Source organism: Rothia sp. HMSC069C10, assembly GCF_001812205.1.
Classification (GTDB): domain Bacteria; phylum Actinomycetota; class Actinomycetes; order Actinomycetales; family Micrococcaceae; genus Rothia; species Rothia mucilaginosa.
On the sequence record NZ_KV808300.1, the window covers coordinates 17,209 to 31,085 of the forward strand.

The 13,877-nt window shown below is 60.4% G+C and carries 11 protein-coding genes; 4 read left to right on the forward strand and 7 right to left on the reverse strand.

Features of this window, described 5'->3' with window-relative positions; translation table 11 throughout:
- Window positions 1-101: 101 nt before the first annotated feature.
- Both putP and gluQRS read right to left on the reverse strand, forming a co-directional pair.
- The gene (gene putP, locus HMPREF2842_RS04725; protein ID WP_049341036.1) at window positions 102-1,589 is read right to left on the reverse strand and encodes a sodium/proline symporter PutP; all 1,488 of its coding nucleotides are present in this window, start codon (window positions 1,587-1,589) and stop codon (window positions 102-104) included.
- A 381-nt stretch (window positions 1,590-1,970) separates the two neighbouring features.
- The gene (gene gluQRS, locus HMPREF2842_RS04730) at window positions 1,971-2,996 is read right to left on the reverse strand and encodes a tRNA glutamyl-Q(34) synthetase GluQRS (protein WP_070643033.1); all 1,026 of its coding nucleotides are present in this window, start codon (window positions 2,994-2,996) and stop codon (window positions 1,971-1,973) included.
- Between the two features lie 308 nt (window positions 2,997-3,304).
- Between gluQRS and HMPREF2842_RS04735 the strand changes: the two genes are divergently transcribed.
- Window positions 3,305-4,213, forward strand: a complete 909-nt coding sequence (locus HMPREF2842_RS04735; protein ID WP_049356271.1) for an MBL fold metallo-hydrolase — start codon at window positions 3,305-3,307, stop codon at window positions 4,211-4,213.
- Between the two features lie 108 nt (window positions 4,214-4,321).
- Here HMPREF2842_RS04735 and HMPREF2842_RS04740 read toward each other — a convergent pair whose 3' ends face one another.
- The 3 genes from HMPREF2842_RS04740 to HMPREF2842_RS04750 form a co-directional block, all read right to left on the reverse strand.
- Window positions 4,322-5,341, reverse strand: a complete 1,020-nt coding sequence (locus HMPREF2842_RS04740) for a glycosyltransferase (RefSeq protein WP_070643035.1) — start codon at window positions 5,339-5,341, stop codon at window positions 4,322-4,324.
- Between the two features lie 277 nt (window positions 5,342-5,618).
- Window positions 5,619-7,448: a 2-succinyl-5-enolpyruvyl-6-hydroxy-3-cyclohexene-1-carboxylic-acid synthase gene (menD, locus tag HMPREF2842_RS04745; protein WP_070643037.1), complete on the reverse strand. Its 1,830-nt coding sequence runs from the start codon at window positions 7,446-7,448 to the stop codon at window positions 5,619-5,621.
- Window positions 7,449-7,526: 78 nt separating this feature from the next.
- Window positions 7,527-8,570, reverse strand: a complete 1,044-nt coding sequence (locus HMPREF2842_RS04750) for an o-succinylbenzoate synthase (RefSeq protein WP_049360810.1) — start codon at window positions 8,568-8,570, stop codon at window positions 7,527-7,529.
- A 293-nt stretch (window positions 8,571-8,863) separates the two neighbouring features.
- Between HMPREF2842_RS04750 and HMPREF2842_RS04755 the strand changes: the two genes are divergently transcribed.
- The 3 genes from HMPREF2842_RS04755 to HMPREF2842_RS04765 all read left to right on the forward strand — a co-directional run bounded on the left by HMPREF2842_RS04755 (window position 8,864) and on the right by HMPREF2842_RS04765 (window position 12,145).
- A complete protein-coding gene (locus HMPREF2842_RS04755; protein ID WP_049360813.1) occupies window positions 8,864-10,543 on the forward strand; it encodes a phosphatase PAP2 family protein in 1,680 nt (559 codons plus the stop codon).
- A 167-nt stretch (window positions 10,544-10,710) separates the two neighbouring features.
- Window positions 10,711-11,088, forward strand: a complete 378-nt coding sequence (locus HMPREF2842_RS04760; RefSeq protein ID WP_005504776.1) for a cupin domain-containing protein — start codon at window positions 10,711-10,713, stop codon at window positions 11,086-11,088.
- A gap of 223 nt (window positions 11,089-11,311) precedes the next feature.
- Window positions 11,312-12,145 (forward strand): oxidoreductase, encoded by an 834-nt coding sequence (locus HMPREF2842_RS04765; protein ID WP_070643041.1) that lies wholly within the window; start codon window positions 11,312-11,314, stop codon window positions 12,143-12,145.
- 101 nt (window positions 12,146-12,246) lie between these two features.
- Here HMPREF2842_RS04765 and HMPREF2842_RS04770 read toward each other — a convergent pair whose 3' ends face one another.
- Together HMPREF2842_RS04770 and HMPREF2842_RS04775 are read right to left on the reverse strand one after the other, a co-directional pair.
- Window positions 12,247-13,026 carry an amino acid ABC transporter ATP-binding protein gene (locus tag HMPREF2842_RS04770; protein WP_070643043.1) on the reverse strand — a complete coding sequence of 260 codons (780 nt, stop codon included), beginning with the start codon at window positions 13,024-13,026 and terminating at the stop codon, window positions 12,247-12,249.
- 33 nt (window positions 13,027-13,059) lie between these two features.
- A complete protein-coding gene (locus HMPREF2842_RS04775) occupies window positions 13,060-13,863 on the reverse strand; it encodes an amino acid ABC transporter permease (RefSeq protein WP_005504788.1) in 804 nt (267 codons plus the stop codon).
- Window positions 13,864-13,877 lie beyond the last annotated feature (14 nt).

A 13,877-nucleotide genomic window follows, 5' to 3' on the forward strand; every position in this document is an offset into this window, starting at 1 on the left:
AGGCTGTGAACCTGGTTGCCAGGTATAGCGAATCAGGTTGCCGAGCATATAAGAAGGCTCGGACCGCGTGTGTGCGGCCCGAGCCTTGGGGAAGAGACTCTTTACTTGACCTTGGCGAGCTCAACCGCGCGGTCGAACTCTTCGTCAATGGCGTCGTTCTTCTTGTAGGTCATGAGCGAAACCACGATGGCGACAAGCAGCGCCGAAGCGAAGCCGGGAACCATTTCGTAGAGCACAGACTTCATGGGGCTCTGGCCCCATGCGAATGCCACAACGGCGCCGGTAATCATGGAGGCCAGTGCACCCTGGGTGGTCAGCTTACGCCAGTAGAGGGAGAGCAGAACGGTCGGGCCGAATGCCGAACCGAAGCCAGCCCAAGCGAATGCGACCAGCTGCAGAATGGAGCTGTTGGGGTTCCATGCCAGGGCACCGGCGACCAGCGCCACGATTGCCACGCCTGCACGGCCGAGCCACAGGGACTTGCCGGCGCTGAGCTTCTTCGAGGAGAAGATGCCGTAGAGGTCCTCCACCAGAGCGGAGGAGCACACAATCAGCTGCGAGGAGAGGGTGGACATAATTGCCGCCAGAACCGCAGCCAGAATTAGGCCCGCAATGAGGGGGTGGAACAGAATCTGGGCGAGGTCCAGGAAGACCGACTCAGCGGTTTCCGGGTTGGTGAGGGACGCCTCGGGGTGGCGTGCAAAGTATGCGATACCCATGAACGCGCCGCTCAGTGCGCCGAACACGGTCAGGACCATCCAGCTGATGCCGATGCGGCGGCCGGACTTGGCGTCAGCGGGGGTGCGCATTGCCATGAATCGCACAATAATGTGCGGCTGACCGAAGTAGCCCAGACCCCATGCGAGGGATGAAACAATACCGGCGAAGGTGGTACCCGCGAAGATGCTCAGTGCGTCGGGGCGTACCTGGCTGATGGACTCAACCACGGGGCCCACGCCGCCGAGGTCAATGATGGTGACGACCGGAACGGCAATCAGTGCTGCGAGCATGAGCAGACCCTGAACCATGTCGGTGTAGGACGCGCCCATGAAGCCGCCGAAGAAGGTGTAGAACACGGTAATGCCTGCCAACAGGAGCATACCGGTGTGGTATTCCTGACCGAAGGAGGACTTGAAGAACAGACCGCCGGACACCATACCGGAGGAGACGTAGAAGGTGAAGAATACCAGAATCACGACACCGGAGACGATGCGCAGCACGCGCTTGGTGTCATGGAGGCGGTTGCTCAGGAAGACTGGGACGGTCACTGCGTCGCCTGCTACTTCGGTGTAGCTACGCAGTCGCGGTGCCACGAACGTCCAGTTGCACCATGCGCCGATGGTCAGGCCGACGGCGAGCCATGCCTGGGAGAGGCCGCTGAGGTAGACGGCGCCGGGCAGACCCATGAGGAGCCAACCGGACATGTCGGAGGCGCCCGCTGAGAGTGCGGCGACGGTGGGGGAGAGCTGACGCCCGCCCAGCACATAGTCGTCGAGGCTGTTGTTCTTGCTATTTGCCCATAGGCCGATTGCGATCATGGCAACAAAATAAATCGCCAGCGCGATGACCTGGTATGTACTCGCGGCCATAATGTTCCTTCTCTCCTGGTGGTAGTGTGCGCCTGTGTGTATTTATGCGCTACCCCATAACTTTATGAGTGGCATAGGATACAGTCTAGGCTTTGAGGGGCTGAAAATAAAGTCTATTTGACGCCTAGGGATGAGAAGCTGTGGAATAAATATGTATTTGCTGTGTAAAATCCATGGTCGTACACGTGGGGCGATGTGGGAGCGTGTGCGAAAAAGTGCCCGAAAAATCCCTGAAATTCAGGGTTTCGGGCACTTGGGTGAAAGATATGTAGTTGAAAAGCAACGCAAACGCTCAATGGCATATGCATCTAAAACGAATTAAACGAAAAATTTAAAAGCCGTTCGGAGTGTTGAACTGTTACACAACAATGTCACAGAGGCTTAGAGATCCCTCACGACCCACGGCTCAGAAGCCATACGAGCCGGGTCAAAACGCTCCAAAATCGCCGCCGCATTGGGCACCGGAACATCCGCGGAATGGGCGGAGCCATCAGCGTTATACACCGGAATAGAAGCGGCAATCCAGCCCAAAATCGTCGGAGTCTCGACACCCGCCTCACGTAGCTGCGGCAGGGTTACCGCCCCGTCACGCTTCGCCAGGCGCTTACCCTCCTCGTTGAGTGCCAGCGGCACGTGAGCGTAACGCGGCTGCATCAAACCCAAAAGCTGCGCCAAATACGACTGGCGAGGCGCCGAAGGGAGCAGGTCATCACCGCGCACAATCTGCTCAACCCCCACAAATGCATCGTCCACCACGGAGGTTAGGTTATAGGCGTAGGTGCCGTCATTGCGTACCAGCACAAAATCATCCACCAGGCCGGTGTAGGTGCCGTAAAAATCATCCTGCACCGTGTAGCTTGTGCACTCGGCGCGCAGACGCAGGGCCGGCGGACGCTGGGTGCGGCGCTCCTCCCGCTGCGCTTTGCTCAGCTCACGGCAGGTGCCCGGGTATGCGCCCGGCGCACCGTGCGGGGCACTCGACGCCTCCTGAATTTCGCGGCGGGTACAGAAGCACTCATAGACGAGGTTTGCCTCGCGCAGCTGCGCAACCGCCTGCTCATAGGCGGCAAGGCGCGTGCTCTGGTACAGCACACCTGCTTCCTTGCCCTCGGTGCTTTCGCTACCCTCAACACGCTCTGTCGGGGCGCCGGGGCTCGCATCCCAATCCAGACCCAGAGCTGCCAAATCAGCAATCTGACGCTCTGCAGCACCCGGGCGCACGCGATCCAAATCCTCCACGCGCAGGTAGAAGGGCTTGCCGCCGCGGCGCGCCATAGCCCACGCCAAAATGGCGGTTCGCAAATTACCCAGATGCAAATCCCCCGAGGGGGAGGGGGCGTAGCGTCCGGTACCGCTGGGGAAAGGCGGGTTCGAAGGGGTGGAAGACGAGGTGGGGGAAGAAGCCATACTCCTATCCTATAGGGGTGTTAGATGCGGGTTGAACCGTGCGCACGATTCTAGATTGAGCGGCATCGTGACATAAATATTGCTTCTACGGATGCACGCCAGGCTTTTCGAGGGGCTCCTTTGGTGATGATGTGCTGTTCAAACAATCCGGAGAGGTTGATAAGCCTCACCACTTTCTTGTTGCTAGAGATAAGTTTGCGCAAAATAATGCACTTTCATTGCCTTGAATTGTTACCGAACCGTAAATTTCTGTTCTCTGAAGCCCGAATAACTCCTCAGCCGCTAAAAATTCCAGTAGGGTTGTATCTATGGCTCGTACTATTGAACTCGCAGACGGCGTGTACCGCATTGCGACCGACAACTACCGACTGAACACCGGACTGGTCCTCGGACTGGAGCGTGCACTAGTCGTAGATACCGGCGCAGGTCCCCGTCAGGCAACCGAAATTTATGATGAGGTTCGCCGTCTCACGCGCCTTCCTATTACCGTTGTAAACACTCACGGACACTATGAGCGTTTCTTCGGCAACGATGTTTTCGCGGCAATGGGTACCGAAGAATTCTGGGCGCATCCTCGCGCCGCGCGTGCAATCCGTAAATACGGTGAGGCGCAGCGTCCCTACGTCGAGACGCTGGAACCGGAAATGGCACACAATCAGGGTGCCGCCACCAATATTGTCGTTCCCAACCGCCTGGTCGCCAATAGGGGCGACGGCATCACTTTCACCCCCATCGACCTGGGTGAGCGTAGCGCAACCCTCATGTACATGGGACCCGGCCACACCGACGGTGACATTATGGTCGGTGTTGAGGACGTGCTGTTCATGGGCGGTCTGATTGAAGAGGGTACCGACCCCTACTTTGAGGATTCTTTCCCCGACCGTTGGATTGACACTCTCGGTGCCGTGCTCGAATTTGATCGCTACCGCGTGTTTGTGCCCGGTAACGGTGAGCCGGTAGACCGCACCTTCGTGGAGCGTGAACGCAACACCATGGTGACCGCTATTGAGTCGATTCGTTCCTCCACTTTAAATCGTGATGACGAGGCGACGACCGCGGCAATGTATAAGCTGCCGTATGCACCGGGGGCTACTCGCTTCCTGCTGGATCGTTTGGCTCAGCTTGAAGGTGCACCGGTAGCGGCATATCTCGAAGCGGATCACCCGGATACCAGTGGTTTCACGGGTCCGATTACTCTGGGTCAGGCTTCGTACTAAAACCCCGTATGCAATATGCCTCATGGGGCATAAATACAGGTGAGGGCTGGTTTCTATGATAGAAACCAGCCCTCACCTTTTATATACCCATAACCTTAGGGCACGTATTTAGCGCTGAACGTACTGGGCGCGCATTGCCTCGCAATCAGCCTGCAAAGAAGCCGGGACTTCACCCATTGCCTCGCAAAGCTGCACGAAACGGTGACGCCAATCCAGGTGCTGCAGCGCCTGACGAATCTGCTGCTCACCCTGCGCGGGGGTCCAACGGGAGACCGCATCGGCAACCTGCGCGAGGCCCGCGCGTGCATCCGCATGATCAATGTCGATGGTCGCGCCATCCCAAAGGATTTCACGTACGGTGGTGGTGTTCGGAACCTTGCCGACCACGGTCACGCCCGAAGCCAGGGCATCGGTCCAACGACCGGTGATGTACTCCTTGGTCGGGTGAGTGTACGGCGCCGGGCTGACCGAAGTGGAGAACGCCAGCAGGAACTTCGCGCGGTTCAGCGAATCCTGCAGATGCTGAGCCGACTCGCGGTCATTTGCACCGAAGGGCGGGCGGCCCTCAAAGCTCAGACCCAGCTCAGCGGCGAGGGCGGCGGTCGCCTCGTCATCTTCGTAGGCGGCGGGCTGACGGCCCACGCGCAGCAGGTCGGTGCTCTTCGACTCCAGCGCCGCCAGACGGTCGCTGAACTTGCTCCAAACATCCGCACCCCAGGGCAGAACGCCGGGGGCCTTCACGCCCGCAGCGGTCCAGGGCTGAACGTCGTCAACGTCCGCAACGAAAATACGGTCGTAGGTGGAGGACTTAGCCACCGCGGGAATACGGTCATCCCAGAAACTATCAATCACCCAGCCGTAAATCGCGCCGTAGCGGCGGAACGCGAAGGAACGCTGCGAAATGGCGTACAGCTGGCCGGGGTCAGAAGCAATCACCAGGCAACGCTTAGAGCCGCCCTTGAGGCGGGGCAGGCGCGCCAGAAGCTTGGTCTCCTTGCTGAGGGATGCGCCCACATCCACGGTGTGCACGGTGCCGCCGGTGTAGCGGGCGAGAAGCTCCGCCATGGCGTGTACGGGAACCCAACCGGCTCCGGAGGGGACGGCAACAATAATATCGAGTGAGCTCATGAGAATCCTTGGGGGCAACGTCCGCCGCATGCACCGGGCTCACCGGGGTAAAACCTCGGGTCGCGGGCGGTGTGCATCAGCGGCAAGAGCGTGAATGTCAATAAATGATAGATAGGGTGCCTTACGTCAGCAGGCGCGCAAAAAACGCGAATGCAGCGGCGAGTGAAACCGCTACGACCGGCTAGCGTTCAGCCACGGAAGGCTATGGCACAGGTAGTTTTCAGTATATCGGTCAACCCTGCGCACGGGGCTTAGCCTGCAGCCTTTAGAAACAGCTTTAGGGTGTGTGAATGCGCACCTCAACGCCCGATTCGGTGCCAAACCCGGCAGCCATGCGCGCCAAATCAGTATTCGGGGCGGCAGCCACCGTGAAGAAACGATCCACAGCCGCAGTGAACTGCTCCTGACGAGCCATATCACCGTGTTCAAGGGTCGTGAAAATACCGCCGCCGGCATCGTCAAAGACCTCAACGCGCAGTTCGGGCAGAAGCTCAGTATTCGGCAGGTTCAGCGAGGACACATCGTGCTGGAAGGTCAGGTCACCGCACAGCAGGGTCACCGGCAGGGCGGCACCACCAATGACCGGGCGGGAGTTCTCATCTACACCGGCAGGGTAGTAGCCAGACAGGGATACACCAATAGCGGTTGCAATCGTGCCGTCAATACCGGCAAGACCGCGATTAGCAAACACGCGCGCGGGGGCGGGCTCGCCCAGGGAGGGAGCTGCCGCATCCAAATCACGCACCAGGTTTGAGGAGCCCAGCACCATGAGGCGGCGCTGAGCCACCGCATCCTGCCAGACGCGGCGCGCGTAGGAACGACCGGCGGTGCGGTTGCGGTAATCGGTGTAGTCAACCGTGCTCTCAGCACCGGGATGTTCGTAGGCGGCAATGGCGCGCAGGCACTCATCCTGCAGCTCGCGGGCGGGCTCAACCCACTGCTCTAGCCAGCTCAGCTCGTCCACCAGCTCATCAGCGGCAGCAGAGGATGCGCACGCAAACTCGGCGAGCTCGCGCGGGGTTGACAGCTCCACGAAGGAGCGAGCGCCCGGCTCGTACCAGCTGGCGCGGCGCGGGGCGTAGAACGCGCACTGAATATCTTCGCGTTCCAGCAATGCGGTAATCGGGCGCGAAAGCGTCGGGTGGCCGAAGAGCACCACACGCTCAATCTGCGCGGCGGGGGCGAACGAACCATCAGCGAGCAGCTGCGGGTAGTGAGGAATGGAGGTTGCGCCGTGGCGCGCCTCGGAGGAAGGCTCCGCAAACAGCGGCAGGTTCAGCACGCGCGCGAACTCAGCCGCAAACTCGCCGGCACCGTCAGCGGCAACCACCACGGTGCGGTGCGCCGGAGTGAACTCCGCCAGGTCCGCCTGCGCCTCCAAAGAATCCAGAAGCCAACGCTGCTCGGCGCTGGAGAGCCCGGAACCTTCAGCGCGGGCGGCGCGGGCACGGCCCTCAGCCTGCGGGTCGTAATCCTCCAGCAGGCTCTGCGCCCACTGCGGCAGCATCTGCGCAAAACGGCCAGAGGGGGTCAGCGGCGTATCGAAACAAATGTTCAGGTGCACCGGGCCAATCGGCTCCGCCGACTGCTTGCGCCAGTGCTCGGCGCTACGACCGGTCAGCGCATTCAAGCAGGCGGCAAAAGCCTGAGTCTGCTCGCCCTCCACCTGCTCGGGGTAGGAGGTCAGATCGGCTTCAGCACGCACAAAAGGATGGAAGAAACTCGCCTGACGGGTCGTCTGATTCACGCCGCTACCGCGCAGACGCTCCGGGCGGTCCGCGCTCAGCACCGCCAGGGGCACGCCGGCGTGGTACGCCTCCATGACAGCGGGCACGTACTCGCCCAGGGCCGTACCGGAGGTGCACACCAGACCCACGGGCTGACCGGATGCCTTGGCAATACCCAGGGCGGTAAAGGCTGCACTTCGCTCGTCCACGCGCACGTGCGCAATGAGGGCGCCGGCTTCAGCGGCGGCGGCAATAGCGTACGCAAGAGGTGCGCTGCGGGAACCCGGAGACACGACAACATGCCGCATGCCGGCACGAATCAGCGAATCGAGCACGGATACTGCGGTGAGCATGGCGGGGGTTGAGCGGTTTTCAGTCACCGTACCATTCTAATGCCGTAAGGTTTTTCATTCAGTTATGGTTACCCTTCACGGGCGCGACCTTGATAACTGCAGTCTTCACAGTCCGCAGGCGCGTTCCAGTACCCGGTAGCAGGCGGTGACGCGCTCCACCCACCACTGGCGGGTCTGCTCATCGGTGGCAAGACGCTCCAGGCGCTGCGGGCTGGGGGTGATGGCGCGCAGGTCCATGAACCCGTCGCGGGCGATGAGCGGCTCATCGGTGACGTCCTCAGCCATGAGGGAGACCGTGCCCAGACCGCACCCGTACCTCAAAGTCGGAAGGGAAGCCGCCAGGGACGCACCGACACCAATGCCCACCGAAGACTCCAACGCAGAAGAAACCACCGCCGGAAGCTGCGCCTGCTCCACCAGCGCGAGCGCACGGCGTACACCGCCCAGAGGTGCCGCCTTAATAACCATCAGGTCCGCGGCGTTCGCGCGCGCCACCTTCAGCGGGTCTTCCGCCTTACGAATCGACTCGTCCGCGGCAATGCGGGCGGGCAGCCTCTCCTTAGCAATGGCAAAGCGGAGCGCAGCCATATCCTCAATGGATGCCACGGGCTGCTCTGCGTAGATAATGCCGTACTCACAGAGCTTGCGCAGTGCATCAAGGGCACCGCCGAGGGTGTAGCCCATGTTCGCGTCCACCTTCAGACGCGCATTCGGGAGGGCATCTCGTGCCGCCGCCACGCGGGCAATATCGTCGGTGAGGCTCTGACCCTTCTCAGCCACCTTGATTTTGAGTTCCTGAATCTCACCCTCGTACTTGGCGAGTACCTCCGGCACACGCTCCGCCGGTACCGCGGGCAGGGTCGCGTTCAGCGGGATGCGCGTACGCACCGGCTCCGGGGTGGGCAGCCACGCCGCCTCCAGCGCGCAGGCAAGCCACGCGGCAGACTCCTGCGCACCGTACTCGAGGAAGGGCGCGAACTCGCCCCAGCCGTGCGGGCCGCGAATCAGCGCGCTCTGGCGGCTATTGACCCCGCGGAAGGTGACCGTCATCGGAATTTCGACCGTGAAAAGGTTCTCCAGAACCTCCTGCAGTGGCGGCAGGGGAGTGTTCGTGAGGTGAAAACCGTAGCCGAGAGGCGGCACGCTCATACTGGTGTTCAAGGTATCTGCCCTTCTGTGATGCGCTATGAGCTCACCATAACATTCCGGGGGCGGGTGGGTGCGCTCGCACCCTGTCACGCATTCTCTGGAAACTCTCAGGTTGTGGTCGAAAAAACTTTAGTTTTTCATAGCTTAACCTGGGATAGTAGGTAGTTATTCGCCCGAGAACTCGGACGGTGCTTCGCATAAAACGGCAGCTTGGGGGCTACTGTTTTGAGGGGCTGGCATCGGCGGGCTCGGGTATGGCTAACAGACATGAGGGCGAGAAGGTACGAAGGGTTATGAAGAAGACACCGCAAGCGAATACATCAGGTTCGGGAAACTCCGGTTGGGAGAGCTCCGAAAACCTCGACGCTACCAGTGTGCTTCACCCCGATGACGTGCGTGCAGCCGCTGCCGATAACGCGCCCACTACGGTGTTTTCCTCTGATGAGACTGCGGTTCTCTCCGATTATCAGGACCCGACTGCGGTGCTTTCTGATTATCAGGACGCTACCCAGGTGCTCGCCTCCCACGAAACGGCTACCCATGCCGCTGCGCACAGTGATGACCGTACGAAAGTTTTGACGGATTACGGTTCGTCGCCGGCTCACGAAGCTGCGCCTGTAGGTTCTGCAAACGTGGGTTCCGTAAACGCGGGTTTCGTGAACGCTGAATCGGCGAATACCGAAGTTATTTCTTCGCACCCCGACACCTCAGAGGTTATTGGTGCGACCCGTCCTTTGCCGCGCGTTTACCGTGCCCCCATTAAGATTCCTGAGACGATTCCCTCGCCGCAGGAACGCGCCTCTCAGGGGAACTACAGCGCGGATGAGCTGATGCAGGCTACGCGCCGCCTCGATCCGCCGAAGCCTCCGGTGAGCGGTTTCCCGCTGAACAATCAGATGGGTGCCTCCCCAATGGGTGCGCCTCAGATGGGCGCGCAGCAGCCTCTTCCCACGCGTGCGATGCCTCCGCAGGCACCTCCGCAGCCGGTGGCTTATCCTCCCGAGGCGTATCCTGCCGCCGCCTACCCGAACGGTGCGTATGTTCAGACCGGTCAGGTTCCCGTGGATGCTTCGGGCCGCCCGGTGAATCGTCCCGGCGAAGAGCAGGGGCACCATCTTCCGAGTACCGGTATTTTGATGCGTCACGTGATGGCGTTGCTGTTCTTGGGTCTGTCTCTCTACGGTGCGTTTGTGTTCTTCATTTACACGGCGACCGGCCAGCAGGTTGATGAGCAGGCGTACACCGAGTATGCGCATCAGTTCAAGAGTTACCGCGGTCCGACCCTGACTGCGCTGGATTCTTTGCCCACGATTGTTGGTGTGATTGCGGTGCTGGGTCTGATTGCGGTGCTGATTTGGAAGCACCGGTTCCTGCCCTCGCTGATTGGCGTGCTAGTTGGGGCTGCGGCGGTGACGAGCACGTACCTGCTCAAGCACTACCTGATCGTGAAGCCCGACCTGGGTGTTCAGGAGGCGCTGAGCAACTCGGCGCCCAGTGGCCACACGACCTTCGCGGCGGCGGCTGGCGCGGCGCTCTTCCTAGCGGCGCCTCGTTTCTTGCGGCCCACGGTGGCTCTCTGCGCGGCGGTGGCGACCTGCCTGACGGGTGCCTCCACGATTATTAACGGTTGGCACCGCCCGGCGGATGTGGTGACCGCTATTCTGGTCACCGCCATCTGGACGGTCGTGGGTATGGGCGTGTTGCGTTATGTGCGTCCGGCAGATTTTGCGGTGCCGGCGCGTGGCGGTTTGGTGCTGGTGCCGTTGATGACGATTGCGACGCTGTTCCTGTCGTTCTGCGCGGTCATCCTGTATCTGATTGCGATTTTTGCGCCGATTCCCGGTGGTGCGTTTACCGCGGCGACCTGCATGATTATTGCGGTGAGCTTTGGTACGACGGCGTTGATGGTGAACCTGTTGCGTCCGCGTAATAGTAATCGCTCCGCCTATTCGAAGGTGTGGAGCTACCAGTAAGTATTGTTCCCCTCTCTGCGCGGGATGTTTCAGCTTGATGTGAGCTGAGATATTGTCCGGGTGCGGGGAGGGGAATACAATATAAGAAATTTAGTATTTTTAATACCAATATTAGAGAGGGGGTGTGTGCCCCCTTTCACTCACCCCTGAAGAGAAAGGTGCGTACCATGGCAGGTACCCATGAAGGCCGCGTCCTCGTATTCCCCCAGCTCACCGAAGCGCTGACCCCCTTTGAAGATAAGCCCCAGGCCCGCAAGATCGTTGATGCCGACGGCGGCAACCTGACCCTCATGGAACTGGCTGCAGGCCAGTCCTGGCACGAGCACCACAGCGTCCACCCCGTCTTCGTGCAGGTGCTCAAGGGTGAAGTTATCTTCCACGTGAAGGACCGCGATATTACCCTGGTACCCGGCAAGCCGATTCACGTGACCGCCAAGCTGCTGCACTCCCTGCGCGCCGTGAAGGACTCCACCCTGCTAGTGACCATGCTGACCGGCGAATCGCACCCCGAACCCAAGGTTAACATCGACGTCGAAGAGGTCTAAACCCCGGCCTCTAAACCCCTGACCCCAAAACCTTAGCTCGCCGCCGCATCTGCACAGGATGCCGCGGCGAGCTTTTTCTCTGTCCTCCTGCCCTCATATATACCGGCGAGAATGCCCTCACGCTACGCCCTGAGCTTTCTGCACGCTGGTTCGTCCCGCGCGGGCGTACCCTGAGAAGTACACTCCCGCTAACCTCACAGGGAGCAACCCGAAAGGATACGCAATGCCCAAGTCACTGCAACGCCCCGTCGTTCTTCTCACCGGCGCCAGCTCCGGTATTGGCTACGACGTGGCGCCGCTACTGGTGCGCTACGGCTACACCGTCTACGGTGCCGCCCGCCGCGTTGAGAAGATTGAAGAGCTCGCCTCCGAGGGTGTGAAAGCGCTCAGCATGGATGTTACCGATGAGGCGTCCATGGAAGCCGCCGTACAGCAGATCATTGATGCAGAAGGCCGCATTGACGTGCTCATCAACAATGCAGGCTACGGATCCTACGGTGCTATTGAAGACGTCCCCATCGACGAGGCGCGCCGCCAGTTCGAGGTGAACCTCTTTGGCCTGGCGCGCCTCACCCAGCTGGTGCTGCCGCATATGCGCGCACAGGGCAGTGGGCGCATCCTGAATATCTCCTCGATGGCGGGGCGTATTACCTCGCCCCTGGGTGCCTGGTACCACGCCACCAAGTACGCCCTTGAGGCGTTCAGCGATGCACTGCGCATGGAAGTTGAAGAGTTCGGTATTGACGTGGTCATTATCGAGCCCGGCGGCATCAAAACCCCCTGGGGACTCATCGCGGCAGACCACCTGGAGGAATCCTCCCGAAACGGTGTCTACGCGGCTCAGGCGCAGCGGGTTGCGGCAAATATGCGTAAGCTCTACTCGCCGTCCTCCAACCTCTCGGAACCCAAGGTTATCTCTAGGACCATTCTGCGAGCCCTGGAGGCGCGCCGCCCCAAGACCCGCTACCTGGTAGGTTTCGGTGCTAAGCCCTCCGTGCTCCTGCATACCGTGCTGCCGGACCGTCTCTTTGACAAGGTGGCGCGCCGTATCTTCTAGAACCGAAATAGCGGCGAACTAGAGCATTAAAAAGCGGGCGGTGCTGCGCGAAACAGAATGTTTCGTACAGCACCGCCCGCTACGTTTTTCAAGAGCTAGTACTAGTCTACTACGGCGTGGGTCGGATCGAGCACGCGCGCCAAGAAAGCCTGAGTACGTTCGTGCTGGGGGTTGCCAATCACCTGATCGGCGGGACCCTCCTCCACGACCACGCCATCGGCCATGAAGACGACCTTATCGGCGACCTCGCGGGCGAACGCCATCTCGTGAGTTACCACGATCATGGTCATGCCCTCGTCAGCAAGGTTGCGCATAATGCTCAGAACCTCGCCGACCATCTCCGGGTCGAGTGCACTGGTCGGCTCATCGAAGAGCATCAGGTCCGGGTTCATAGACAGCGCACGCGCAATAGCCACACGCTGCTGCTGACCACCGGACAGCTGAGCCGGGAAGCGGTCTTCCTTGCCTTCCAGACCAACCTTGGCGAGCTGCTCGAGGGCAACCGCCTCCGCCTCAGCCTTGGAACGGCCCAGAACCTTAATCTGAGCGATCGTGCAGTTATCCAGAATGTTCAGGTGGCCGAACAGGTTGAACTGCTGGAACACCATACCCATGTGGGTACGCACGCGGTTAATGTCTACGTCCGGGTCGGTGACCTCGGTATCGCCCACCATGATGGTGCCGTCATTCGGCTCCTCCAGCAGGTTCACGCAACGCAGCAGGGTGGACTTACCGGAACCCGAAGGGCCGATAAGGCACACGACCTCGCCCGGCTTGACCTGCATGTCAATGCCCTTGAGAACCTGAACCTTGCCGTAGGACTTGTGCAGGTTAGAAATGCGCACCGAGGAGGCGGCCATGGATGAAGTTGAAACAGTCATAGTATCTTCCGTAATCCGTATCTGTCGTTGCGCTTACTTGCGGCCCGCAAGCTGGGTGCGGCGCTCAAAGTATGCGGAGAGCTGGCCCAGCGGAACAGTGATAATCAGGTAGCACAGACCCGCAACCACCAGGGGAGTTAGGCCCGCGTTAGCGGCGGTCAGGCCCTCACGGCCGAACTTCGCCAGCTCGTACTGAGAAACCGTCACACCCAGCAGGTACACGAGGGAGGAGTCCTTGGTCAGCAGGATAACCTCGTTGGTCAGCGGGGGCAGAACCACGCGGAACGCCTGGGGAATAATGATCGAAATCATCGCGCGAGTGTGGGACATGCCCAGGGAGCGTGCCGCCTCCATCTGGCCCTTCGGGATCGCCTGCAGGCCCGCACGCAGAACCTCACTAATGTAAGCAGCCGAAACCATACCCAGGGACAGAGTCACCGGAATCAGGTTATCCACGAAGCGGATCTTGAACGCCAGGGGAATACCGTAACCGAACGCGAAGAAGACCAGCAGTGCCGGGATGCCGCGGAAAAGCTCCACGTACAGGGTCGCAATCCAACGGTAGGGAGCGATAGAGGAAATACGCATGAGCGCCAGCAGCAGACCGCCGGAGAGGCCCACGATGAAGCCCAAGGTGGTGTACAGCAGGGTGTTCTTCAACGCCACGGTGATGACGTCAGGGAACTGCTGAGCCGCAACGTCCAGGTTGAATACCTGCTGGCTGAGGGTCTTCCAGTCAGCCAGAAGAATGGCTGCCAGGGCGATAACTGCCAGAAGGGCGTACTGTGCGTAGCGGAAGAGCTTCTGCTTCTGACGGGGTGAGAGTTTAGAGGACATGCGTTTTCTTATCC